Source organism: Nitratireductor sp. ZSWI3 (assembly GCF_024655565.1).
In the GTDB taxonomy this organism is placed as follows: Bacteria; Pseudomonadota; Alphaproteobacteria; order Rhizobiales; family Rhizobiaceae; genus Nitratireductor.
Genome location: NZ_JANKOF010000019.1, coordinates 15988 through 38458, shown reverse-complemented (window position 1 = coordinate 38458; position 22471 = coordinate 15988). Strand labels below are relative to the sequence as shown.

General features: G+C 66.3%; 19 protein-coding genes. 5 read left to right on the top strand and 14 right to left on the bottom strand.

The genetic code is table 11. The annotated features are described in order from the left end of the window. The first annotated feature begins 37 nt into the window (after positions 1 to 37). Complete coding sequence (locus tag NUU27_RS08690) at positions 38 to 493, top strand: hypothetical protein (RefSeq protein ID WP_257761696.1); 456 nt, start codon at positions 38 to 40, stop codon at positions 491 to 493. Here NUU27_RS08690 and NUU27_RS08685 read toward each other — a convergent pair. From NUU27_RS08685 to NUU27_RS08675, 3 genes are all read right to left on the bottom strand, one after another. Beyond that, entirely contained in the window at positions 459 to 1868 is a 1410-nt protein-coding gene (locus tag NUU27_RS08685) for an MATE family efflux transporter (RefSeq protein WP_257761695.1), read from the bottom strand. The two genes, NUU27_RS08690 and NUU27_RS08685, sit on opposite strands and share 35 nt — an antisense overlap. Before the next feature lie 154 nt (positions 1869 to 2022). Continuing rightward, a complete protein-coding gene (bmt, locus tag NUU27_RS08680) occupies positions 2023 to 3042 on the bottom strand; it encodes a betaine--homocysteine S-methyltransferase (RefSeq protein WP_257761694.1) in 1020 nt (339 codons plus the stop codon). A 111-nt stretch (positions 3043 to 3153) separates the two neighbouring features. After that, on the bottom strand, positions 3154 to 4005 hold the full coding sequence (locus tag NUU27_RS08675; RefSeq protein ID WP_257761693.1) for a helix-turn-helix domain-containing protein: 852 nt from the start codon (positions 4003 to 4005) through the stop codon (positions 3154 to 3156). A 176-nt stretch (positions 4006 to 4181) separates the two neighbouring features. Here NUU27_RS08675 and NUU27_RS08670 point away from each other — a divergent pair, with 176 nt between their 5' ends. After that, positions 4182 to 5198: a fatty acid desaturase gene (locus tag NUU27_RS08670; RefSeq protein WP_257761692.1), complete on the top strand. Its 1017-nt coding sequence runs from the start codon at positions 4182 to 4184 to the stop codon at positions 5196 to 5198. Positions 5199 to 5241: 43 nt separating this feature from the next. Next, positions 5242 to 5973: a phosphate/phosphite/phosphonate ABC transporter substrate-binding protein gene (locus NUU27_RS08665; RefSeq protein WP_257761691.1), complete on the top strand. Its 732-nt coding sequence runs from the start codon at positions 5242 to 5244 to the stop codon at positions 5971 to 5973. A 253-nt stretch (positions 5974 to 6226) separates the two neighbouring features. Here the strand turns inward: NUU27_RS08665 and NUU27_RS08660 are convergent, their stop codons facing one another. The 4 genes from NUU27_RS08660 to NUU27_RS08645 form a co-directional block, all read right to left on the bottom strand. Beyond that, entirely contained in the window at positions 6227 to 8800 is a 2574-nt protein-coding gene (locus NUU27_RS08660) for an FAD-dependent oxidoreductase (protein WP_257761690.1), read from the bottom strand. A gap of 180 nt (positions 8801 to 8980) precedes the next feature. After that, positions 8981 to 10549 (bottom strand): trimethylamine methyltransferase family protein, encoded by a 1569-nt coding sequence (locus NUU27_RS08655; RefSeq protein WP_257761689.1) that lies wholly within the window; start codon positions 10547 to 10549, stop codon positions 8981 to 8983. A gap of 381 nt (positions 10550 to 10930) precedes the next feature. Further along, complete coding sequence (gene mmsB, locus NUU27_RS08650; protein WP_257761688.1) at positions 10931 to 11824, bottom strand: 3-hydroxyisobutyrate dehydrogenase; 894 nt, start codon at positions 11822 to 11824, stop codon at positions 10931 to 10933. 139 nt (positions 11825 to 11963) lie between these two features. Continuing rightward, the gene (locus tag NUU27_RS08645; protein WP_257761687.1) at positions 11964 to 13133 is read right to left on the bottom strand and encodes an isobutyryl-CoA dehydrogenase; all 1170 of its coding nucleotides are present in this window, start codon (positions 13131 to 13133) and stop codon (positions 11964 to 11966) included. 126 nt (positions 13134 to 13259) lie between these two features. On the opposite strand from NUU27_RS08645, the gene NUU27_RS08640 reads away from it, so the two are divergent. Continuing rightward, a complete protein-coding gene (locus NUU27_RS08640) occupies positions 13260 to 14729 on the top strand; it encodes a cobyric acid synthase (RefSeq protein ID WP_257761686.1) in 1470 nt (489 codons plus the stop codon). Between the two features lie 2 nt (positions 14730 to 14731). On the opposite strand, the gene NUU27_RS08635 is transcribed toward NUU27_RS08640, so the two are convergent. The 3 genes from NUU27_RS08635 to NUU27_RS08625 form a co-directional block, all read right to left on the bottom strand. After that, complete coding sequence (locus NUU27_RS08635) at positions 14732 to 15145, bottom strand: VOC family protein (RefSeq protein WP_257761685.1); 414 nt, start codon at positions 15143 to 15145, stop codon at positions 14732 to 14734. 276 nt (positions 15146 to 15421) lie between these two features. After that, the gene (locus NUU27_RS08630) at positions 15422 to 15613 is read right to left on the bottom strand and encodes a hypothetical protein (protein ID WP_257761725.1); all 192 of its coding nucleotides are present in this window, start codon (positions 15611 to 15613) and stop codon (positions 15422 to 15424) included. A 28-nt stretch (positions 15614 to 15641) separates the two neighbouring features. Continuing rightward, positions 15642 to 16427: a TSUP family transporter gene (locus tag NUU27_RS08625; RefSeq protein WP_257761684.1), complete on the bottom strand. Its 786-nt coding sequence runs from the start codon at positions 16425 to 16427 to the stop codon at positions 15642 to 15644. Positions 16428 to 16890: 463 nt separating this feature from the next. On the opposite strand from NUU27_RS08625, the gene NUU27_RS08620 reads away from it, so the two are divergent. Then, positions 16891 to 17316 carry a TerB family tellurite resistance protein gene (locus tag NUU27_RS08620; RefSeq protein WP_257761683.1) on the top strand — a complete coding sequence of 142 codons (426 nt, stop codon included), beginning with the start codon at positions 16891 to 16893 and terminating at the stop codon, positions 17314 to 17316. 105 nt (positions 17317 to 17421) lie between these two features. On the opposite strand, the gene NUU27_RS08615 is transcribed toward NUU27_RS08620, so the two are convergent. Genes NUU27_RS08615 through NUU27_RS08600 form a run of 4 tightly spaced genes read right to left on the bottom strand, consistent with a single transcriptional unit; the run spans position 17422 to position 22404 of the window. Then, entirely contained in the window at positions 17422 to 19050 is a 1629-nt protein-coding gene (locus NUU27_RS08615) for an ABC transporter ATP-binding protein (RefSeq protein ID WP_257761682.1), read from the bottom strand. Next, on the bottom strand, positions 19047 to 19919 hold the full coding sequence (locus NUU27_RS08610) for an ABC transporter permease (RefSeq protein WP_257761681.1): 873 nt from the start codon (positions 19917 to 19919) through the stop codon (positions 19047 to 19049). The genes NUU27_RS08615 and NUU27_RS08610 overlap by 4 nt, the downstream gene beginning before the upstream one ends. After that, positions 19916 to 20863, bottom strand: a complete 948-nt coding sequence (locus tag NUU27_RS08605) for an ABC transporter permease (protein WP_257761680.1) — start codon at positions 20861 to 20863, stop codon at positions 19916 to 19918. Before NUU27_RS08605 ends, NUU27_RS08610 begins: the two co-directional genes overlap by 4 nt. Before the next feature lie 59 nt (positions 20864 to 20922). Continuing rightward, a complete protein-coding gene (locus NUU27_RS08600) occupies positions 20923 to 22404 on the bottom strand; it encodes an ABC transporter substrate-binding protein (protein WP_257761679.1) in 1482 nt (493 codons plus the stop codon). Positions 22405 to 22471 lie beyond the last annotated feature (67 nt).

The window sequence follows — 22471 nt, the reverse complement described above, 5'->3', positions numbered from 1 at the left end:
TAACAGGTTCGGCCCATGTGCCGGGAGCGGGAGAGGAATGGCCAGGGGCGCGCATCGGGACTTCGCGTCGTTGCTCGACGAGATTCTGAGCGAGGACACCGGGCACCGCGAGGCGCCGGCCCGCCCGGCCTCGCTGGATTATCTCTCCGTCGCCGAGGAGCTTCACTCGGGCCGCATCAACTTCACCGACCGGCGGGCGCAGGCCGAATACCGGGCCCATGAGGGTGCGCGGGCGGAGAGGATCGAGGAGCCCGCGCCGCTGCCTTCGACCGATCCGGACGAGATCGCCCGCGAACTGGGGCTTTCGGCACGCCAGATGCCGAAGAATCTCGACCGGTTGCGGCGCGACTTCGCCTTCCGCAACCACCCCGACCGGGTGCCGGCGCATCTGCGCGCCAACGCCATGATCCGCATGCAGGTCGCCAACATGCTGATCGACGAGGCCAAGCGCGGCCGGCTCAAGCGCTGGAGGGGCGGTGAAGCCAAGGCATGAGCCGGTCGCGGCGGCGCCAGCGCAGGAACAGCAGCAGCGAGACGATCCCGAGGCCGCTGACCAGGCCGATCCAGATTCCAACGCCGTCGAAGCCGAGCGGGAAGGCAAGCAGGACGCCCGAGCTCAAGCCCAGCCCCCAGTAGCCGAGCAGCGAATAGATCATCGGCACCTTGGTGTCGTGCAGCCCGCGCAGCATGCCGGCGGCGACGGCCTGCGCCCCGTCGAAGATCTGGAACAGGCCGGCGAGCGCCAGGAAGGTGACGGCAAGCTCGATCACCACCTGGTTTTCCGGCCTGCCGAGATCGATGAACCCGCTGATCAGCACGCGCGGGACGAGGACCATGGTGAGCGCCATCAGGCTCATGAAACCGATGCCGAGCGCGAACGCCGTCCAGCCGGCACGGGTGATGCCGTCGAGGTTCTGCGCTCCGAAGGCCCGTCCCACGCGGACGGTCGCCGCTTGGCTGAGGCCCATCGGCACCATGAAGCTGATGGAGGCGATCTGGATGGCGATGGCGTGCGCGGCCAGCGCCGGCGCGCTGATCAGGCCCATCAGCAGGGCGGCGGCGTTGAAGATGGTCACCTCGAAGGTCATGGCGCCGGCGATCGGCAGGCCGAGCCGCAGCAGCTCGCGGAAGCGCGGCCAGTCGGAGCGCCAGAAGCGGCCGAAGAGCTGGAAGCGGCGGAACTGGCGCTGCGTCGAGACGATGATCACCATGCCGAGGAACATCAGCGCGCTCGACAATGTCGTGGCGATGCCCGAGCCGGGAACGCCGAGCGCGGGAAAGCCCAGATTGCCGAACATCAGGCACCAGTTGGCAAGGACGTTGAAGGCGACCATCGCGAACATGATGGTGAGCGCCCAGCCCGGCCGCTCGAGCGCCGAGATGAAGGAGCGCAGCACCACATAGCCGAAGAAGGGCAGGGCGGCCCATTGCAGCGCCCGCACATAGCTGCCGGCGGTCTCGGCCAGCGGCCGTTCCTGCCCCATCCACACGAGGAAGGTCTCAGCGTGCCAGAGGATCGCCCAGATCGGCACCGAAACGGCGGTGGCGAGCCACAGCCCCTGGCGCACGGTGCGCCGCACGTCGCGGACCGAATGCAGCTTGCGGCCGAGCGCGCTCGCCATCATCGGCGAGGTGGCCAGAAGCAGGCCGAGGCCGAAGATGATCGGCGCGAAATAGAGGTTGTAACCGAGCGTGCCGGCGGCCAGCGCCTCAGGTCCGAGGCGCCCCATCATCATGACGTCGGTGGTGGTCATGGCGATCTGCGCCAGGTTGGTGAGCACCATCGGCCAGGCAAGCGCCACCGTTGCACGCACCTCGGCAAACCAGGGATTGACCGGCGCGCGAGCGCCGGAAGCAAGCACCGTCATGTCGTCTACCTCGTGGCGGCGGGCGGAACGATCGACGCCGGCCGGCTGCGCGGAAGGAAAATGCCTTCGGCGCATGAATGCTTTTAAAACCTTGCCCGCGACAGGCAAGGAGGGTTCGATTGGTCCAGGAATATTTTCCCGGACGGAGCGGACCTCAGCCGCGGACGCGGCGAGAGCGCCGGGCGCTCGAAGCGGCTGCCGCGCCGCTCTCGGAGGCGGGCTTGTTGCGCAACGGGCCGACACGCGCCACGATCTCGTCGATGCTTGGCCGGTGATCGGGTGTCTTGTGGCCGTCGAGGGCGGCGCGCATCGCCTTGAGATGCTCGAACGAGGTGCCGCAGCAGCCGCCGATGATCCTGGCGCCTGCGTCCACGGCCAGCCGCACATAGTCGCTCATCAGCTCCGGCGTGCCGGAGTAATGAACCTCGGTGCCGCGGAATTCGGGGATGCCGCAATTGCCCTTCACCACGATCGTGGCGTCCGGCCGTGCCTCGGACATGTCGAGAAGGGCCGCCAGGATGTCCGGTGCGCCGACGCCGCAATTGGCGCCGACCGCCAGCGGCTTTTCCCCGAGGCCGTCGACCACGCCGTGGATGTCCTTCGGCGCCAGCCCCATCATGGTGCGGCCGGCCGTGTCGAAGGAGCCGGTATAGGTGTAGGGCAGGCCGACCTTGATCGCCGCCTCCGCCGCCGCGCGGATCTCCTCCGGCGCCGACATGGTCTCGATCCACGCGACCTCGGCGCCGCCCGCCTTCAGCCCCTCCATCTGCTCGGCGAAGGCGGCCACGGCGTCGGTATAGGTCAGCGCGCCGAGCGGCTCCAGAAGCTCGCCCGTCGGCCCGACCGAGCCAGCCACGATGACGCGCCGCCCCGCCTTTGCGGCGACCCGGCCGGCGATCTCGGCCGCCTTCCGGTTCAATTCGAACACCCGGTCCTGCGCGTTGTGTAGCTTGAGCCGGTGGCGCGTGCCGCCGAAGGAATTGGTCAGGATGATGTCGGCACCCGCATCGACGAAGCCCTGATGCAGCGCCTCGATCTTCTCCGGCGCGTCCTCGTTCCACAATTCGGGCGCCTCGCCGGATTGCAGCCCCATGGCGAAGAGATTGGTGCCGGTCGCGCCGTCGGCGAGCAGGATTCCCTTTTCCGCGATGAGCGCGTCGATCGGGTTTTGCATGGCGGCCGCCTCTGGTTCTGGCTCGTTGAAACTGATGGTGACGATATAAAGAAATCTTTATATGCGGTCAATCGCCGATGACTTGCGCGATGCCGGCCGGTCTCGTCGGCATCATCCGAGCCGCAGCCCCTTCACGAATTCGGCCGCTTCGTGGGCGTTGATCTCGGCGGCGCGGATGAGGCCGTCGAAATGGCGCGTCAGCGTGGTGACGGAGCTGGTGGCGCTGAGCACCAGATACATGCCGCCCATGTAGAGCGCGGCGCGATAGGGGCCGAAGATGGTGTAGGGCGCCGAGTAGCGCTTGCGGCCATCGTAGAGGAAGAGCCGGAAGGTCGGATAGAGATCGTCGATCAGCCGCGCCATATGCACCACCTGCTCGGCACGCGCCTGTTCGGGCAGGTTGCGCCACAGCCCTTCGCCCTTGGCGAACAGCTCCAGCGTCTGCCGCGGCATGCACACCTCCATGTCCGTCTCGGGCCGGCGGTTGTAATCGACCCGATATTGCGCCTCGCTGATCTGGGTGGTGCGGCTCTGCGGCATGGCGTCGGCCTCGTAGAGGATCACCGATTCGGTGCGCAGCAGGTCGGGGATGCCGGCCGGCACGTAGCGGATCTTGGTGCCCACGGCCTCGGCATGCCATTTGGCCAGCAGCGTGTCGTTGAAGCCGCCCTGCGCCTCGGCGATCTCGAGGCTTTCGCGCAGCTCGCCGGTGATGCCCTCGTCCTGGCTGAGGCCGAGCAGCCAGTCGAGCGAGACCTTGTGCTCGGCGGCGATGTTGAGCAGCGTCTCGGCACGCGGCAGACGCGTGGAGGCGCCGGAGAGAAGCTGCGAGAGGGCGGAGCGGTCGATTCCCACGGCGGCCGCGAAGGCCGACTGGTTGAGGCCCGAGCGCTGCACGAGACCCTTGAGGCGCTCGCGGAACGTTCCGGAAAGATCGCGTTTGTCGATGACCGCCTTTTCCATTCCGCAAATGCCATCATTTGTTGACTTTAGTAAACAAATGAAAGGCTTGGTGCTCATTGTCAACGAATTGTACGCTTTCTCGCGTTGAGATTGCAGCCCGCTCCTGACATTCTCCTGTCAGAAACAAGAATGCGCCGCCGAGTCGGGTTTGGGTGCGGCGCGGAATTGGGACAGCAATGAGCATGAACGACAAACGCCGGCGCGGCAGCCGTCCGGCGCTTGAATGGCCTACATTTGCGCTGATCCTGGCCTGCTACGGCCTGTGGGCGGCAGCGGGGTATCTGCTCTGGCCGCAATGGCCGTTGGCAGCGATGGCCCTCCTGACAATCGCTGTCGCGCTGCACTCCTCCCTGATGCACGAATGCCTGCACGGACACCCGACACGCCATGCCCGGCTGAACGAAGCGCTGGTCTTCCTGCCCATCGGTCTCGTCTATCCCTATCGCCGCTTCAAGGCGCTGCACCTGCGCCACCATGCCGACGAGCGGCTGACCGACCCGTTCGAGGATCCGGAGAGCTATTACAAGGCCCTGTGGCACTACCGCGAGCTGCCGCGCTGGGCGCGCCTCGTGCTGGAGATCAACAACACGATGCTCGGCCGTTTCGTGCTTGGCCCGCTGATCATGAACATCGGTTTCTTCGCCTCCGAGGCGAAGCTCGTCCGCGACGGCGCCAAGGGCGTCCGCACCGCCTGGATCCTGCATTTCGCGGGGCTGGCACTCGTGCTGCCGGTCATCGCCTACGGCTTTTCCATGCCGCTCTGGCTCTACATTCTCGTGCCGGGCTGGCTCGGCCAATCGCTGATCTCGGTGCGCACCTTCGCCGAACACCAATGGTCGGAGCGGCCGGACGGGCGCACCATCATCGTCGAGCGCTCGCCGCTCGCGCTTCTGTTCCTCAACAACAACCTGCATCTCGTGCATCACAAGATGCCGGGCGTGCCCTGGTATCGGCTGCCGGCCGAGTTCCGCGCCCGCCGCGCCGAATGGCTGGCGATGAATGGCGGTTACGCCTATGCCAACTATCTGGCGCTGTTCAAGGACTTCGCCTTTCGCGCCAAGGAGCCCGTGCCGCACCCGGTGCTGAGGCGCGAGCCCGACAAGCCGCGCGCCTTCCGCCCGAGGGCGCATGGCCGCGCGCTCGGCGGCGTGGGCAGCAGTGTCCCGGTTCCGGCAAAGCCGGCAAAAGACTAAGCTTTTTCTTGCCAACACACCCCCCTCCGCCGACACTATCTGCATGAGAACCTTTTCCGCCGCTGCGCCCGGTCTTGCGACCCTGCCGATGTATGATTGGCCCGAATGTCGCGCGGCCACGGATGCGCAATGGCATCAATGGCGCGATGCGCTCAGCGGCAGGGGCATCGGCGTGCCCGAGGACCTGACGCGCTCCGACGATCTGCAGGCCCTGTGGCGCGACCCGCGCCTGCTTCTCGGGCAGACCTGCTGGGGGCCGATGGAGGCGGGGCTGCAGGAGCACGTCCAGGTGATCGGTCAGCCCGATTATTCGGATTTCGAAGGCGGCGAGGGGCCGCTCTATTCGAGCGTCATCCTGATGCGCGACGGCGAAGGCGTGCCGGCGCCGCAGGATGGGGCCGCCCGTCTGCCGCTCGGCCGACTGCGCGGGGTGCGCTTCGCCTATAACGACATGAACTCCATGTCGGGCCTGTTCGGCATCTCGCGCGACCTCAACGCGGCCGGCGAAAGCCTGGCGATCTTTGCCGCCCGCCTCGCGACGGGAGCGCACCGGGCATCGATCGTCGCGGTTGCCGAAGGGCGGGCGGATGTTTGCGCCGTCGATTGCCGCAGCTGGGTGCTGGCCCGGGAACACGAGCCGGCGGCATCGGCTCTGTGTGTTGTGGGATGGACGGCACGGCGGCCGGGGTTGCCCTACATCACCAGCCGCAGCACCGATCCCGCAACGCTTGAAGCGCTGCGCGCGGTGCTGGGCGTCGTCGCGGACGGCGCTTGACTTCACCCATGTAGGTTGAACCGCTCGAACGATAACGATTTTGGTCATGCCTGGTCTTGTGGCATTGGCGTTGTGCGTGGTTCGACAAGCTCACCATGAGGGAGATAGCGGCTGCAGAACCGATCCGCGACGTCCCGGAAAAGGCTTCCCGCCAAGCGCTACCTCCCTCATGGTGAGCTTGTCGAACCACGCACGGCATCGGTGCAACCGGGCATCGCGCACGATGGCTGAGCGGTGAGCGTGGTCGGTCCCCCTATCCGCGCATCCGCTCGCCTTCGGGGTCGAACGGGGGCAGGAGGTTGATGCGGGCAGGGCGGCGCTGGCCCAGGATCTCGATCTCGAACAGGCCGTCGCGTTCGTCCGTAGCGAGCCCGGCCGGCACGTAGCCCTGCGCCATGGACCGGCCGACGTGATGCGCATAGCCGCCGGAGGTGATCCAGCCGACCACGCGCCAGTCGCCGTCGGCGATGCCCTTGACGGCGCCGCTGCTGCCGTTGACCGCCTTTCCGCTCGCCTCGAAGCGCGGCGCGCCGAAGCCGTGCGGCTTCTCGACCGTCCCGAAATCCTTGTCTCCAACCCGCGCCCAGATGGGTTCGTCGCCCATCACGTCGGCGCCCTCGGCCTCGACCAGGAAGGAGACGCGGCGCAGCTTCGGCCCTTCAGCCTCTTCCCTGGCGGCTGCCTCGCGGCCGATGAAATCGTTCTTGTCGAGCCGGACGAAGCGCTCCATGGCACCCTCGAAGGGGCCGTAGATCGGCCTCAACTCGCGGAACCAGGTGGGAAAGTTCTTCTCCAGCCGCATGGACAGCAGCGCCCGCATGCCGAAATCGGCGATGCCGAATGCGCCGCCCGCCTCCTTGATCGCCTCATAGACGCGGCGCTGATAGGCCGGCGGCATCCATATCTCGTAGCCGAGATCGCCGGTATAGGTGAGGCGGTTGACCATGCAGGGCGCGCCGGCGACGGCCATCTCGCGGAAATCCATGAAGCGGAAGGCATCCTTCGACACGTCGGTGTCGACCAGCTTTTCGAGCACGGCGCGGGATTGCGGGCCGGCGATCGACAGGCCGACCAGGGTCTGGTCGAAGCGGTGGATGCGCACCGAGCCGTCGGGCGGCAGGTGCCTTTCGAACCAGCGCATGTGGTAGATCTGCGCGGCCGAGGATCCCCAGATCATGAAGCGCTCGCCGCCAGCCGCGGGGCCCCGGTTGGCGATTGTGAAGTCGCCGATCAGCTTGCCGAACTCGTTGAGCATCGGCGACAGCACGATGCGGCCGGGCTTCGGCATGCGGTTGGTCATCAGCCGGTCGAGATAGGCTCCGGCGCCGGGGCCGCAGATCTCGTATTTGGCGAAGTTGGCGATCTCGGTGACGCCGACGCGCTCGCGCACGGCGCGCACCTCGTTGCCCACATGCTCGAAATCGTTGGAGCGGTGGAAGGAGACGATGTCCCTGGCCTCCGTGCCTTTCGGCGCGAACCAGAGCGGCGTCTCAAGGCCCCAGCTGTCGCCCATCACCGCGTTGTTGTCGCGGGTCATGATGTCGTAGAGCGGCGTCGTCTGGGCGGGCCGGGCGGCCGGCAGCTCCTCGTTGGGGAAGCGGATCGAGAAGCGGCGCGAATAGTTCTCGCGCACCTTGGCGTTGGTGTAGCGCAGGCTCGCCCATTCGCCGAAGCGCGCCACGTCCATGCCCCACACGTCGAAGCCGGGATCGCCCTCGACCATCCAGTTGGCGAGCGCCAGGCCGACGCCGCCGCCCTGGCTGAAGCCGGCCATCACCGCGCAGGCGACCCAGAAATTGGTGAGGCCCTGCACCGGGCCGACCAGCGGGTTGCCGTCCGGCGCGAAGGTGAAGGGGCCGTTGATGACCTGCTTGATGCCGGCGTTCTGCAGCGCCGGGAAATGGCGGAAGCCCACCTCCAGCGACGGAGCGATGCGGTCGATGTCCGGCTCCAGAAGCTCGTGGCCGAAATCCCAGGGGGTCTCTCGCTCCGACCAGGGCCTGGCCGCCTTCTCATAGGTGCCGAGCAGGATGCCGTTGCGCTCCTGGCGGGTGTAGATCTCGCCCTTGAAGTCGATCACGCCGATCATCTCGCGGCCGGTGGCGCGGTTGAACTCCTCCACCTCCGCCATCGGCTCGGTGAGCAGATACATGTGCTCCATGGCGAGCAGCGGCAGTTCGAGGCCGACCATGCGGCCCACCTCGCGGGCCCACAGGCCGCCGCAATTGATCACGTGCTCGGCCTTCACCGTGCCTTGCTCGGTGACCACGTTCCATGTCCCGTCAATGGCTTGCGTGAGTTCCGTGACTCTGTTCCTGAGGACGATCTCGGCGCCGAGCTTGCGCGCCGCCTTGGCATAGGCGTGGGTGGTGCCCGACGGGTCCAGATGGCCTTCCACGGGATCCCACATGGCGCCGACGAAGTGGCGCTCATCCATCAGCGGGAACATCGCCTTCGCCTCCGATGGCGTGATGAGCTCCGTCTCCATGCCGAGATAACGCCCCTTGGCGTGGGCGAGGCGCAGGAAGTCCATGCGCTCGGGGCTGTCGGCGAGCATCACGCCGCCGGTCAGGTGCAACCCGCAGGATTGCTCGGAAAGCTCCTCGATCTCGCGATAGAGCTGCACCGTATAGGCCTGCAGCTTGGCGACGTTCGGATCGCCGTTGAGCGTGTGGAAGCCGCCGGCGGCATGCCAGGAAGAGCCGGAGGTGAGCTCGGAGCGCTCGATCAGCATGACGTCGCTCCAGCCGGCGCGCGCCAGGTGATAGAGCACCGAGCAGCCGACGACGCCGCCACCGATGACCACTGCTTTTGCATGAGATTTCATGAGGTTCTGCCTGTCAATTAGGGTGCGTGCTTACGTCCGATGCCGGCGCGACCCCTCATCCGCCTGCCGGCACCTTCTCCCCGCAGGCGGGGAGAAGGGCGAGGTGGCGACGCTGACCCCTCCCTCTCCCCGCTTGCGGGGAGAGGGTAAGGGTGAGGGGCGAGGACAGGCGCCGGCATCTCAAAAATCCGTCGGTGCGCCGCCTTCGCGGATGCGGCGTTCGACGAAGGCGTCGAGTTCGTCGCGGATCGCCGCGTCCATGGGCGGCGGCTCGTAGAGGGCGAGCCGTTCCTTCCAGAGCCGGTTGGCGCGGTCGATGGCGGTCGGCGAGCCGGCCAGCGCCCAGGTCTCGTAATTGCGCCAGTCGGAGATGATCGGCGAATAGAAGGCGGTCTTGTAGCGGGCCTGGGTGTGCGGCGAGCCGAAGAAGTGCCCGCCCGGTCCCACCTCGCGGATCGCCTCCACGCCGAGCGCCTCCTCGGACAGATCGAGCGGCTCGAGGAATTCGGCCATCATCTGCAGGAGATCGATGTCGAGCATCATCTTCTCGTAGGAGCAGCACAGGCCGCCCTCGAGCCAGCCGGCGCCATGCTTCATCATGTTGGCCCCGCCCTGGATGCAGCCCCACAGCGAGAAGACGCTTTCATAGGCGGCCTGCGCGTCCACCGTGTTGGCAGCGCAGGTGTTGGAGCTGCGGTAGGGGATGCGGTAGCGGCGGGCGAGCTGTCCGCCCAGAAGCTGCGCTTTCATGTATTCGGGCGTGCCGAAGGCGGGCGCGCCGGAACGCATGTCGACATTCGAGGTGAAGCCGCCATAGCCGACCGGGGCGCCCTTGCGGACCATCTGCGCGAAGGCGATCGCCGCCAGCGCCTCGGCGTTCTGCTGCACGACGGCGCCGGCGATGGTGACCGGGGCCATGGCACCGGCCAGCGTGAAGGGCGTGACGATGACGGCCTGGCCGTGGCGCGCCATCTGGATGATGCCCTCCATCATCGGGATGTCGAGCTTCAGCGGCGAATTGGTGTTGATGATGGTGAAGCAGGACACCTCGTTGACGAAGTCCTCGTGGCTGACGCCGCGCACGATGCGGGCGATCTCCAGGCCGTCGAGATTGCGCTCCCTGCCGAGCGAATAGATGTGGAAGGCCTTGTCGGTCAGCGTGACGATGTCGCGCAGGCATTCGAGGTGGCGGATCGAGGGGTGGATGTCGACCGGCTCCACCGGATAGCCGCCCTGGCATTGCACGATGTTGTGCATCTGCGAGAGCTTTATGAAGTTGCGGAAATCCTCGCGGTTGCCCGGCCGCCGGCCGCGGTCCGTGTCCGAGCAGTTGGGCGCCGAGGCCATCTGCGCGATGAGGAGGTTGCGGCCGCCCATGCGCAGATTGTGCGCGGGGTTGCGGGCGTGCACCTCGTATTCGCTCGGGCAATGGGCGATCAGTTCGAGCACCAGGTCGGGATCGAAATGGACGCGGTGCGTGTCCTCGCGCACATCCGCCCCGTTGGCCTTCATGATGGCGCGCGCCTCGTCGTGCAGCACCTCCAGGCCGATGTCGCGCAGGACGGTGAGCGAGGCGAGGTGGATCGCTTCCAATTCGTCGTCGGAGACGATCCTGGTCGGCTCATACGGGTTGACGAGGCGGCGGAAGGGCGGCTGCTCGAAGGTGGAGCCGCCGCTGCGCTTTCCCGCGCGGCCGCCGCGCCGCGATCGGCCGGGAAGCTGTTCCGCGGTGGCAAGGTCGTCCGTCATGATGGTCTCCCGGCTGCTGCGCTCGTCCACATGATGCGGTCAAAAGCGCCGGGTCATGACCGGCCTGGCGACCCGTTGCGCCAGAGATGCGACATTCGGCCGTCGCTTCAGGCGCGCCCGATGAGGCGGATGACGATGTCGGGCAAGCGCGATGCGGGCAAAGAAAAACCGCGCTTCTTCGAGATGGAAGAGACGCGGTTTTACGTTACGCAAACAGTGGCTTTCACGGGACTGATACGCTGCGAAAGCTTCCCGCTCCGGTACGCGAGACCTTATCCGGGGCCGGGGAGGCTTCAACGCCGCCTCGTCCCAACTTTTAGCGGCTCATGGTTACCGGGAAGTTAGCGCGAAGCTTAAATTCGAATATTTTTTGCCGGCGTCCTATTTTTTCGCCTCCGTCTGCCCGCGCAGGAAGTTGATGATGCCGGAAAAGTCGGTGCCCTCGTGGCCCATCGCGTTGAACAACGCGTAGAGCTGCGTGGCTTCGGCGCCGAGCGGTGTCGCCGCGCCGGCGCTTTGCGCCGCTTCCTGCGACAGCCGCAGATCCTTCAGCATCAGGCCGGCGGCAAAGCCGGGCTTGTAGTCGCGATTGGCGGGTGAGGCGGGCACCGGTCCCGGCACCGGGCAGTAGCTGGTCAGCGACCAGCACTGTCCGGAAGAGGTGGAGGCGACGTCGAACAGCGCCTGGTGCGAGAGGCCGAGTTTCTCGGCCAGGACGAAGGCCTCGCCGACCGCGATCATGGAGATGCCGAGGATCATGTTGTTGCAGATCTTCGCCGCCTGTCCGGCTCCATCCTCGCCGCAATGGACGATGCGGCCGGCCATCGGTTCCAGGATCGGCTCGGCTTTGGCGAAGGCGTCCTTCGAGCCGCCGGCCATGAAGGTGAGTGTGCCGGCCTGCGCCCCGCCGACGCCGCCGGAGACCGGCGCGTCGATCGACAGCAGCCCGTGTTCGGTGGCGATCGCATGGGCCTGCTTGGCCGAATCGACGTCGATGGTCGAGGAATCGATGAACAGCGCTCCCTTTGCGGCCTTCGGCGCGATGTCACGGTAGACCGCGAGCACATGTCGGCCGGCGGGCAGCATGGTGACGACGACATCCGCCTTGTTCACCGCCGCATGGGCGCTGGCCATGACGGTGACGCCGTTTTTCGCGGCGGTTTCGAGATTTTCGGTGACGAGATCGAAACCGTTCACCGTGTGCCCGGCCTTGACCAGATTGGCGGCCATGGGATTGCCCATGTTGCCGAGACCGATGAATGCGATGGTGGCCATGTGAAGCGTCCTCCGGAAGATGAAAAGCGAATAGGGAATAGCGAAATAGGGAATAGCGAATAGTGGAGAACTCATCGACAACCCAGAAGCAAGATCACCCTAATCCCTATTCGCTACTTCGCTATTCCCTATTCGCTCTTCATCCCTTTCCCACCAGATGCCTGGCGATGATGACACGCATGATTTCGTTGGTCCCTTCGAGGATCTGGTGCACGCGCAGATCGCGCACCAGTTTCTCGACGCCGTATTCATGCAGATAGCCGTAGCCGCCATGCAGTTGCAGGGCGTCGTTGGCGACATCGAAGCAGGTGTCGGTGACGAAGCGCTTGGCCATGGCCGACCATTTTGAGGCGTCCGCTGCCTTGGCGTCGAGCTTGGATGCAGCCGTGTAAAGCATCATCCGCGAGGCCTGGACGGCGGTTTCCATGTCGGCGAGCTTGAACTGCAGCGCCTGGAAACGGTTGATCGCCTGACCGAAGGCCTGCCGTTCGCCCGTATAGGCGAGCGCCTTGTCGAGCGCCGATTGCGCGCCGCCGAGGGAGCAGGCGGCGATGTTGAGCCGGCCGCCGTCGAGCCCCGCCATGGCGATGCCGAACCCGGCTCCCTCGCGGGAGAGCAGGTTCTCTGCCGGAACCTTGCAGTTCTCGAAGATCACCTGGCGGGTCGGTTGCATGTGCCAGCCCATCTTGTGCTCGGCCGGCCCGAAGGAAAGCCCCGGCGCATCCTTCGGCACGACGAGGGTGGAAACGCCTTTCGGTCCGTCCTCGCCGGTGCGCACCATGACCACATAGAGATCGTTGTCGCCGGCGCCGGAGATGAACTGCTTGGTGCCGTTCAGCACATAGTCGCCGCCCGCCTTCACCGCCTTCGTCTTGAGCGCCGCCGCATCGGAGCCGGAACCCGGCTCGGTCAGGCAGTAGCTCGCCAGCCATTCCATCGAGGTCAGCTTGGGCAGGAAGCGCTGCCGCTGTTCCTCGCTGCCGAAGGTGTCGATCATCCAGCCGGCCATGTTGTGGATCGAGATGAAGGAGGAGAAGCCGGGGCAGGCGGCGGCCAGCGCCTCGAAGATCAGCACCGCGTCGAGCCGGCCGAGGCCGGAGCCGCCCACATCGTCGCGGATGTAGATGCCGCCGAAGCCGAGCGGTCCGGTCTCGCGCACCACGTCGGCGGGGAAATATTTGTCGCGATCCCAGTCGAGCGCATGGGGCGCCACCCGGTCGGCGGCGAAACTCTGCGTCATTTCCTGTATGGCGCGCTGATCGGCGTTCAGCTCGAACTGTTCGGCGCCTTGCGAAACGCTGGCATCCATGACGACCTCCCGAAATGGAATTCCTTCCCTGTCGGCCGAGTTTAGTGCATTGAGTGGTCCGCGCAACGCGAGGCGCGACAAAGGCGCTGTGCGTCAAACACGGACGATCGACAAGAGGCAGAAACCATGGCGCGAGCCATCATGTTGCAGGGGACGGGCTCGGATGTCGGCAAGTCCGTTCTGGTGGCGGGCCTGTGCCGGGTGGCGCGCCAGCGCGGCCTCACCGTGCGCCCGTTCAAGCCGCAGAACATGTCCAACAACGCTGCTGTCGCGGCCATCCCGGGGACCGGAGAGATGGGCGAGATCGGCCGCGCCCAATGGCTGCAGGCGCTGGCCTGCGGCGTGGCGCCGAGCGTCGACATGAACCCGGTGCTGATCAAGCCGGAGACCGACACGGGCGCGCAGCTCGTCGTTCACGGCAAGGCGCGCGGCTCGTCCAGGGCGCACGATTATCAGCAGCGCAAGGGCGAGCTTCTGGAGGCGGTGCTGGCATCGTTCGAGCGGCTGCGCGCCGAAGCCGATCTCGTCATCGTCGAGGGGGCGGGCTCGCCGGCTGAGATCAACCTGCGGGCCCGCGACATCGCCAATATGGGCTTTGCCACGCGCGCCGGCGTGCCGGTGGTGCTGGTCGGAGACATTGACCGCGGCGGGGTGATCGCCGCGCTCGCCGGCACCCATCTCATCCTCGACGAGGAGGACCGGCGGATGATCGCCGGCTATATCGTCAACAAGTTCCGCGGCGATCTCTCGCTGTTCGACGAGGGGCTTGCCGCCATCAACCGCTTCACCGGCTGGCGGTCCTTCGGAGTGGTGCCGTGGCTGCATGAGGCGGCCCGCCTGCCGGCCGAGGATTCGGTGACGCTGGCGCGCCGCGCGAGCCCGCTGGCCGCGAAGCTGAAGGTCGCCGTGCCGATGCTGTCGCGCATCGCCAATTTCGACGATCTCGACCCGTTGTCGGCGGAACCGGAGGTCGAGGTGGTGTTCGTGCCGCCGGGCGAGCGGCTGCCTCGCGATGCCGGCCTCGTCGTCATCCCCGGCTCCAAGTCGACGGTGGGCGATCTCGCCTTCCTGCGCCGGCAGGGCTGGGACGAGGACCTGAGGGCGCACCGGGCGCGCGGCGGTCACATCGCCGGCCTTTGCGGCGGCTATCAGATGCTCGGCCGCTTCGTCGACGACCCGGAGGGGCTGGAGGGCGAGGCGGGGCGGGCCGAGGGGCTGGGGCTGCTTGATGTCGAAACCACGATGCAGCCGCACAAGGCCGTGCGCGAGGTTTTGGCGCACTCGCCGCGCTACGACGTGCCGCTCTCGGGTTACGAGATCCACATCGGACGCACGCAAGGGCCGGACTGCGGCCGGCCGGTGGCACTGATCGATGACCGCCTGGACGGTGCGATGTCGGCCGACGGCAAGGTGTTCGGGACCTATCTCCACGGGCTGTTCGGTTCCGACCGGTTCCGCGCCCGGTTCCTGCGCGACTTCGGCATCGAGACCGGCGGCGCCGATCACCGCCGGTCGGTGGAGGCGGCGCTCGACGCCGTCGCGGCCAGGCTGGAAGCCCATCTCGATTGCGATGCGCTGCTGGCTGCGGCGCGCTGAAGTCAGCCGGCCTTCGGCCAGTAAGTGCCGAAGCACCAGATATTGCCTTCAGGATCTGCGCAGATGAACTCGCGGCTGCCGTAGTCCCGCTCGGTCAGACCTTGCAGGATCTTTGCGCCCGCCTGCGTGGCGCGGGCGAAGAGGCGGTCGGGGTCGTCGATCGCGATATAGACCGATTTTCCGCCGGCATGTCCGGGGCCGCCGATCATCGCACCATATTCGTCCTCTGCGGTCTCGCCGAGCATGATCATGGATGAACCGAACGCCAGTTCGGCGTGCACCAGGCGCCCCCGGTTCTCGTGCCTGGAATGGATGGTGAAGCCGAAGGCCTCGCAAAGCCAGTCCGTCATGCGGGCGGCATCGCGGTAGCGGAAGGTGGGATAGATCCGTGGTGGTTCGGCAACGGTCTCGATCATGCTCGGTCTCCCATTCTTGAACGCGTCGCAGCCTCGCATGGCGCGGCCCGCCAGTCTTCAAGAAATGTCACCCGCCATCCTTTGGCAAGTGGGTCGCCCGGCGGTGCGGCCTGGCAATGGCGGAAGCGGCCGGACTTGGGGTCGAAAGCCGAATCAGCCTTTCGGAGAATTCGATGCGCATATTCGAGAACTTGCAGCGTCCTTTGTGCGTCCGCTCAGGCGCATAAAGGGCGCTGCAGGGGAACTTGCAGCCGACGAAAAACGAAGCGCGTCGGTCTACATTCCCTTGAAGACGCAGCCCGCCGCCAGCAGCACATAGGCGATCGCCATGATCCACATGGCCGGGACGGGCAGGAACGGAAGCACGTTGAAGGCTGCGACGATCGCGACGATGGCGATCACGAGACTCAGCAGGAAGACGAGCTTGGTGGGTGGGTTGAGTGTCATGTGGTCCTCGAATTCTGTCATGAGACAGAACCCTAGCCGGGCCGGCGACTTATAGACCAATAGAGCGCAGCAACGGGTTGTCCGGGTCGCTCAGAAGCCGCGCGGCCAGCGCCAGGCAGACGAGCACCAGCAGGGGCTTGATCACGCGTGCGCCCTTCTTCATGGCGAAGGCCGCGCCGATCCGCGCTCCGGCGATCTGCGCCATGCCCATCAGAAGCCCCGTCTTCCAGGAAATGGCGCCGAAAACGGCGAAGGCGGCGAAGCCGCCGACATTGGAGGCGAAATTGAGGAATTTCGTGTGCGCGGTGGCCTTGAGGACGCCCTGGCCGGCCAGGCCGACGAAGGCGAGCATCAGGAACGATCCCGTTCCCGGGCCGAAGGCGCCGTCGTAGAAGCCGAGAAAGGGCGCTACGGTGAAGCCGAACAGGGCAGGCGAGAGGCGCTGTGCCCGATCGATGTCGTTGAGATTCGGCTTGAAGGCGAAATAGACGGCGACAGCGATCAGCAGCACCGGCATCATGCCGCACAGAAGCGCCGCGGGCAGGATGGTGGCGACCGATGCGCCGGCGATCGCCGCGATAAAAGCGAGCAGCGCCGGTCGCAACTGGCCGCCGATGTTGACGTGTCCGCCCTTGGCATAGGCATAGGCTGCCGCGCCCGTTCCGAACAGGCCTTGGAGCTTGTTGGTTCCGAGCGCCTGGACCGGGGGAAAGCCGGCGAGCAGCAGGGCCGGAATGGTGATCAGGCCACCGCCACCGGCGATGGCGTCCATGAAACCGGCAAAGAATCCGACCAAAATCAGAAGAAGAAGAATTTCGAGGCTTGCTTCAAACATCAGGCACGACTACAGCGCCGTGCGTCCGTTTGGACGCACAAGGGACGCTCCATTGCGTTGTTTTCCGCATTTCCGCGGATGTCAGGTGAGTCCGCCTGACTGCAGAATGCTGTAGCCAGGCGGGAAGGTGCGCGGTTGCACCACAAAGGATGGGTTTGCGCAAGCCGCACAATGCGGGACATATGACGATTTCGGTGATGTCTGGTCTCGTGGCAACAGCGTCGTGCGTGATTCGACACGGTCACTATGAGGGGGGGGCGGCAGGACCGAGGTATTTGCAAACGGTTTTGCAACCACTGCCTCCCTCATAGTGACCTTGCCGAACCATGCACCAAGAATGCTGTAAGTCCTTGAATCTGCGCACCGTGCTTTCCGAAAATCGATTTCGATTTTCGGGCCGATGCGCTAGGCTCAAGATCAACGGGTCGCGACCTCAGGGCGCCAGAAGAACAGGAAACGGGCGATGTCAGCAACGCCATCCTCGGGCGCCGGGCCCTCGAACACCGACAAGACGGCCGCGGCGCATGTGCTTGTCGCGGAATCGCTCCTGTTGCTGCGCCTGGCAATGTCCGACGAGGCTCCCGGAGAACGCGAAACGGCGGTTTTGCAACGGATCGCCATCAGCGCGTTCGGCGTCGCCGAGGCCGATGCCGGTGAGATCGTATCGGCCGTCACCATGCTCGAGGGCGACCGTGAGGTGGCCCAGGCCCGCATCGGGCTGCGCGGAAGCGGGCGCGGACACCGGCTGATCCTGGCGAAGCTGCTCCTGCAGATCGCCACCGGCGATCCCGACCTGAAACCGCGACATGAACGTCTGGCGGCACGGGTCGGCGAGATCCTGGCGCTGGGCGACGCCGACCTCGCCGAGATCACCGGCAAGAACGGGTAGCCGTCTGCCCGAGTTTTTGCGCTTCCACGAGTTCCGGATTATTTTTATTTTCCAGTGCCTTGCGATCCTTTCATGCCGGGAAAGGCGAATAGCGCAATGATCGGGTCAGAGCGCCTTATCGCCGCGCCGAGCCGCTAGCGCACGTTCAAGGTCCGGCGCCGCGTCGACCAGCGCCCGTGCCGGCGCCGTCCGTGGATGCTTCAGCACTTCCTGCGTCCGGCCGCGCTCGACGATCCGCCCCTCATCCATGACCATCACCTCGTCGGTGATCGCCCGGGCAACGGTCAAGTCGTGGGTGATGAAGAGATAGGTGAGGTCGAGCCGCTGGTTGAGGTCGGCGAACAGATCGAGGATCTGCGCCCGGATCGACACGTCGAGCGCCGAGACGGGCTCGTCGGCGACGATGAGCCTGGGGCGGGTGATGATGGCACGGGCGATCGAGATGCGCTGGCGCTGGCCGCCGGAGAACTGGTGCGGGAACTTGTCCATGTCGGAGGGAGAAAGGCCGACATCGTGCAGCGCCTCGGCCACCTGTTCGCGCCGTTCGGCGGCCGTGGGCCGCTTGTCGAGGAGATGCAGCGGCTCGGCCACCAGCCGTTCGACCCGGTGGCGCGGGTTGAACGAGCCGTAGGGGTCCTGAAACACGACCTGCATGTTGCGGCGGGCGCTGCGCAGTTCCGCCTCGCTCTTGTCGCCCAGGGCTTCTCCCGCCAGGCGGATTTCGCCGGCGGTCGGCCGGTCGAGCGCCAGGATCATGCGCGCCAGCGTCGATTTTCCGCAGCCGGAGCGCCCGACCAGCGCGACGGCGTGGCCGGGCGCCAGGGAGAAGCTGACATTGTCGACGGCGCGGAAGGGCTCGGCCCGCGAGAAGAAGCCTTTGCGGCGACCGGGGTAGTCGCGGGTGACGCCGGAGACGTCGAGCAGCGCTTTCCGGTCTTCGCCGGAGGGTTCGGTGCGCGCTCGCGCCGGCACATGCGTCGATGCCTCGGCGAGCCGGCGCGTGTAAGGGTGGCGCTGCTCGGTCAGAATTCCGGCCGTGCGACCGGCATCGACGACCTCGCCGTGCCGCATGATCGTCACCCGGTCGGCCATCTCGGCGACGACCGCGAGATCGTGCGAGATGAGCAGCAGGCCCATCCGGTTCTCGTCCACCAGATCACGCAGGAGATCCAGGATCTGCGCCTGCAGCACCACGTCGAGCGCCGTGGTCGGCTCGTCGGCGATCAGAAGCTTGGGCTTCAGTGCGCAGGCGATGGCGATCACGACGCGCTGACGCTGGCCGCCGGAAAGTTCGTGCGGGAAGCGCGTCAGCGGAAATTTTGCCTCGGGCAGTCCGACCCGGTCGAGGATAGCGCGGGCCCGCGCCTCGGCGTCGGCCCGGTTGGCGCCGGTGTGCCAGCGAATGCCCTCGGCCACCTGCTCGCCAATGGTCTTGACCGGGTTGAGCGCCGTCATCGGTTCCTGGAACACCATGCCGATATCGTCGCCGCGCAGGCGGCACATGGCCTCCTCGGGGGCGGCCAGGATATCGATCCCGTCGAAGGTGACCCGGCCTTGCGTGCGCGCCGCCTCCGGCAGGAGCTGCATGACCGTCAGCGCCGTCATGGACTTGCCCGATCCCGATTCGCCGACGAGTCCCAAAACCTCGCCCGGCTCGACGGACAGGTCGACATCCTTGAGAATCGGCAGCCCGGCGATGTCGAGCGACAGGTTTTCGATGGAGAGCAGGCTCATCGCTGGCGCCTCAGGCGTGGGTCGAGCAGGTCGCGCAGGCCGTCGCCGAGCAGGTTGAGGCCGAGCACGGTGACGACGATTGCAAGTCCCGGAAAGATCGCCAGATGCGGCGCGACGATCATCCGGGTCTGCGCCTCGAACAGCATGCGGCCCCAGGACGGCATGGGCGGCTGGGCGCCGAGGCCGAGATAGGAAAGGCCGGCTTCGGCGAGGATGCCGAGCGCGAACTGGATCGTGCCCTGAACGAGCAGCAGCGCCGTGATGTTGGGCAGGATGTGCTCGATGGTGATGAGCGTCCTGCTCTTGCCGGCGGCGCGCGCAGCCAGGATGAATTCGCGCGGCCAGATCGAAAGCGCGCCGGCCCGCGCCACCCGCGCGAAGACGGGCACGTTGAAGATGCCGATGGCGATGATGGCGTTGACGGCGCCGGGCCCGAAGATGGCGGTGATCATGATCGCCGAGAGCAGGGCGGGGAAGGCGAAGACGAGGTCGTTGAAGCGCATCAGGACGTCGTCGAGCCAGCCGCCGCGCGCCGCCGCCCAGGCGCCGAGCGGCACGCCGACGCCCATGCCGATGACGACGGCGACGATGGCGACGGCGATGGAGTTGCGGGCGCCGATCATGATCATCGACAGGATGTCGCGGCCGAGATGATCCGTGCCGAGCGGATGGCTCCAGGACAAGCCCTGCAGGCGGTCGGCGACGACGAGGTTGGTGATGTCGTGCGGCGTCCACACGAAGGAGAGGAGCGCCATCGCCGCCACGGCGAGCGTGACGGCGGCGCCGATCAGAAAGGACCGGTTGGACAGGACGAGCCACAGGAAATGCGGCTCGGCCGGATCCTCGCGTAAGGTCGGATCGAGGCTCATCGGCGGGTCCTCAGGCGCGGGTCGACGATGGCATAGCCAATGTCCACCAGGATGTTGACGGCGACGACGGCGGCGACAAGGAGCATGACCACGCCCTCGACGACGATCAGGTCGCGCTGGGTGATGGCCTGGAAGACGAGGCGGCCGAGGCCGGGTAGGTAGAACACGTTCTCGATGATGATCGTGCCGGCCAGGAGGAAGGCGAATTGCAGGCCGAGGATGGTCAGCACCGGGATCATGGCGTTGCGTAGCGCATGGTGCCAGAGGACGACGCGGCGCGGCATCCCCTTGGCGCGGGCGGTGCGGATATAGTCCTCGCCGAGCACTTCCAGCATCGCCGAGCGGGTGACGCGGGCAAGGATCGCCGCCTGCGGCAGGGCCAGCGCGACGGCCGGCAGGATGAGCGCCTTGAGGCCGGCCCACAGGCCGGCGCTCCAGCCGGGAAAGCCGCCGGCCGGCACCAGCTGCAGCCACACGGCGAAGAGGTAGATCAGAAGCAGGGCGAACCAGAAATTGGGAATGGCGACGCCCACCTGCGCCACGCCCATGGTGACCGTGTCGGCCGGCCGGCCGCGCCGGGCGGCGGCGAAGATGCCGACCGGAATGGCAATCGCCGTCGACAGGATGAGCGACAGGATGGCGAGCGGCAGAGAGACCAGGATGCGCTCGCCGATCAGGTCGTGGACCGGCGTGGAATAGGTATAGGAGCGGCCGAAATCGCCCACCGCCATCCCGCAAACCCAGTCGAGATAGCGCAGCACGACGGGCTGGTTGAGGCCCATCTGCTCGCGCAGTGTCGCCAGCGCCTCAGGTTCGGCGTTCATGCCGAGCATCAGCAGTGCCGGATCGCCGGGCATGATCTCGAGCACGCAGAAGACCACGACCGACGCGACGAGCAGCGTCGCGAGGCCGGTGGCTAATCGTTTGGCGAGATAGGCGGTCATGAGGGGCGTCCCGCCCGCGGCGTCGTCTTGGCGACCCGCAGGCAGGCCTTCTCAATGGGCTAGTCTGCCCACTTCACCTCTGTCAGATCGTTGGCCTGGATGGGCGAGTTCTCCCATAGGCCTTCGAGCTTCGCATCCCACACGCCGACTTTCGGCAACTGGAACAGGAAGCCGTTCACCGCATCCTCGGCGATGATCTTCTGCGCGGTCTTGTAGAGCTCGATGCGCCGGGCCGGATCGGCGGTGGCAGCGAGCGTGTTCATCACTTCCTTGAAGGCCGGATTGGCGTAGTTGAAGTAGTAGTCGTCGCGCCCATAGATGTCGATGTCGTTGGGCTCGGTGTGCGAGACGATGGTGAGGTCATAGTCCTTGGCCTTGAAGACCTGCTCCAGCCACTGCGCCCATTCGACCGGCATGATCTCCAGCTCGATCCCGACCTGGCGCAGCTCGGAAGCGACCACCTCGCCGCCCTGGCGGGCATAGAGCGGCGGCGGCAGCTTCAGCGTCGCCTTGAAGCCGTCCGGATAGCCGGCCTCGGCGAGCAGCTCCTTGGATTTCGCCGGATCGTAGGGATAGGTGCCGGTCAGGTCCACATAGGCCTCGTTGGCCGGCGAGAAATGCGAGCCGATCGGCGTGCCGTAGCCCGAGCCGTTGCCGGCGATGATCTCATCGCGGTTCAGCGCGTGGGCGATCGCCTGGCGGACCTTCAGATTGTTGAACGGCTCCTTGCCGTTGTTGATGGCAAGGATTGTCTCGCCCTCGGTGGAGCCGATCTTGACGACGAAACGCGGGTCGGTCTCGATCTGCACCAGCGCGTCGCCGGCGGGCATTTGCGGAAAAGCCTGCACGTCGCCGGAGAGGAGGGCGGGGATCGCTGCCGCCGCATCCGGCACGATGCGGAATTCGGCCTTTTCGAGAGCGGCCGCCTTGCCCCAGTAGTCGGGGTTCCTGACCAGCTTGACGGCCGAGCCCTTGGCCCAGCTCTCGAACGTGAAGGGCCCGGTCCCGACCGGCTTCTCCTTGTTGCCGTCGGCCGATTCGGGCGCCACCATGACGGCGTCTCCCCAGCCCATATTGTAGAGGAAGCCGCCCTGCGGCGTCTTCAGGGTCACCTTGACGGTGATCGGATCGACCACCTCGATACTGTCGATGGCCGCGAAAAGCTGCTTCTGCGCATTGGTGGAATCGTCGGCCCGCGCCCGGTCGAGGGAGAATTTCACGTCCTCGGCGTCGAAGCTCGTCCCGTCGTGGAACTTGACGTCCGAATGCAGCGTGAAGGTGTAGGTCTTGCCGTCGTCGGAGACTGTCCAGCTCTCGGCAAGGGCGGGCAGCACCTCGCCGTTGCGGCCGATGCGGGTCAGGCCCTGGAAGACGTTGGCATAAAGGATCTCGTCGATGGCCGCCGCGGCGCTCGCGGTCGGGTCGAGATGCGGAGGCTCCAGAACGACGCCGACGACGAGGTCGGCGCGCGCGGCCAGGGCCGCCGTCCCGGCGACCAATAACAGCGCCGCGCCGCCGAGGATGGACTTGATCGTTTTCATGGCTTTCTCCCGGGGAACCTCCGATTCCGGAGGATTGAAGCGCGAATTTCCGCGCGAGTAAATCGAA

Excerpts from the sequence above, each read along its gene's own strand:
- NUU27_RS08610 (WP_257761681.1), bottom strand. The coding sequence starts at position 19,919 with ATGAGCCTCGATCCGACCTTACGCGAGGATCCGGCCGAGCCGCATTTC.
- NUU27_RS08635 (WP_257761685.1), bottom strand. The coding sequence starts at position 15,145 with ATGATCGAGACCGTTGCCGAACCACCACGGATCTATCCCACCTTCCGC.
- NUU27_RS08640 (WP_257761686.1), top strand. The coding sequence starts at position 13,260 with ATGGCGCGAGCCATCATGTTGCAGGGGACGGGCTCGGATGTCGGCAAG.
- NUU27_RS08630 (WP_257761725.1), bottom strand. The coding sequence starts at position 15,613 with ATGACAGAATTCGAGGACCACATGACACTCAACCCACCCACCAAGCTC.
- NUU27_RS08615 (WP_257761682.1), bottom strand. The coding sequence starts at position 19,050 with ATGAGCCTGCTCTCCATCGAAAACCTGTCGCTCGACATCGCCGGGCTG.
- NUU27_RS08685 (WP_257761695.1), bottom strand. The coding sequence starts at position 1,868 with ATGACGGTGCTTGCTTCCGGCGCTCGCGCGCCGGTCAATCCCTGGTTT.
- NUU27_RS08660 (WP_257761690.1), bottom strand. The coding sequence starts at position 8,800 with ATGAAATCTCATGCAAAAGCAGTGGTCATCGGTGGCGGCGTCGTCGGC.
- NUU27_RS08670 (WP_257761692.1), top strand. The coding sequence starts at position 4,182 with ATGAGCATGAACGACAAACGCCGGCGCGGCAGCCGTCCGGCGCTTGAA.
- NUU27_RS08665 (WP_257761691.1), top strand. The coding sequence starts at position 5,242 with ATGAGAACCTTTTCCGCCGCTGCGCCCGGTCTTGCGACCCTGCCGATG.
- mmsB (WP_257761688.1), bottom strand. The coding sequence starts at position 11,824 with ATGGCCACCATCGCATTCATCGGTCTCGGCAACATGGGCAATCCCATG.
- NUU27_RS08620 (WP_257761683.1), top strand. The coding sequence starts at position 16,891 with ATGTCAGCAACGCCATCCTCGGGCGCCGGGCCCTCGAACACCGACAAG.
- bmt (WP_257761694.1), bottom strand. The coding sequence starts at position 3,042 with ATGCAAAACCCGATCGACGCGCTCATCGCGGAAAAGGGAATCCTGCTC.
- NUU27_RS08625 (WP_257761684.1), bottom strand. The coding sequence starts at position 16,427 with ATGTTTGAAGCAAGCCTCGAAATTCTTCTTCTTCTGATTTTGGTCGGA.
- NUU27_RS08655 (WP_257761689.1), bottom strand. The coding sequence starts at position 10,549 with ATGACGGACGACCTTGCCACCGCGGAACAGCTTCCCGGCCGATCGCGG.
- NUU27_RS08675 (WP_257761693.1), bottom strand. The coding sequence starts at position 4,005 with ATGGAAAAGGCGGTCATCGACAAACGCGATCTTTCCGGAACGTTCCGC.
- NUU27_RS08645 (WP_257761687.1), bottom strand. The coding sequence starts at position 13,133 with ATGGATGCCAGCGTTTCGCAAGGCGCCGAACAGTTCGAGCTGAACGCC.
- NUU27_RS08690 (WP_257761696.1), top strand. The coding sequence starts at position 38 with ATGGCCAGGGGCGCGCATCGGGACTTCGCGTCGTTGCTCGACGAGATT.
- NUU27_RS08605 (WP_257761680.1), bottom strand. The coding sequence starts at position 20,863 with ATGACCGCCTATCTCGCCAAACGATTAGCCACCGGCCTCGCGACGCTG.
- NUU27_RS08600 (WP_257761679.1), bottom strand. The coding sequence starts at position 22,404 with ATGAAAACGATCAAGTCCATCCTCGGCGGCGCGGCGCTGTTATTGGTC.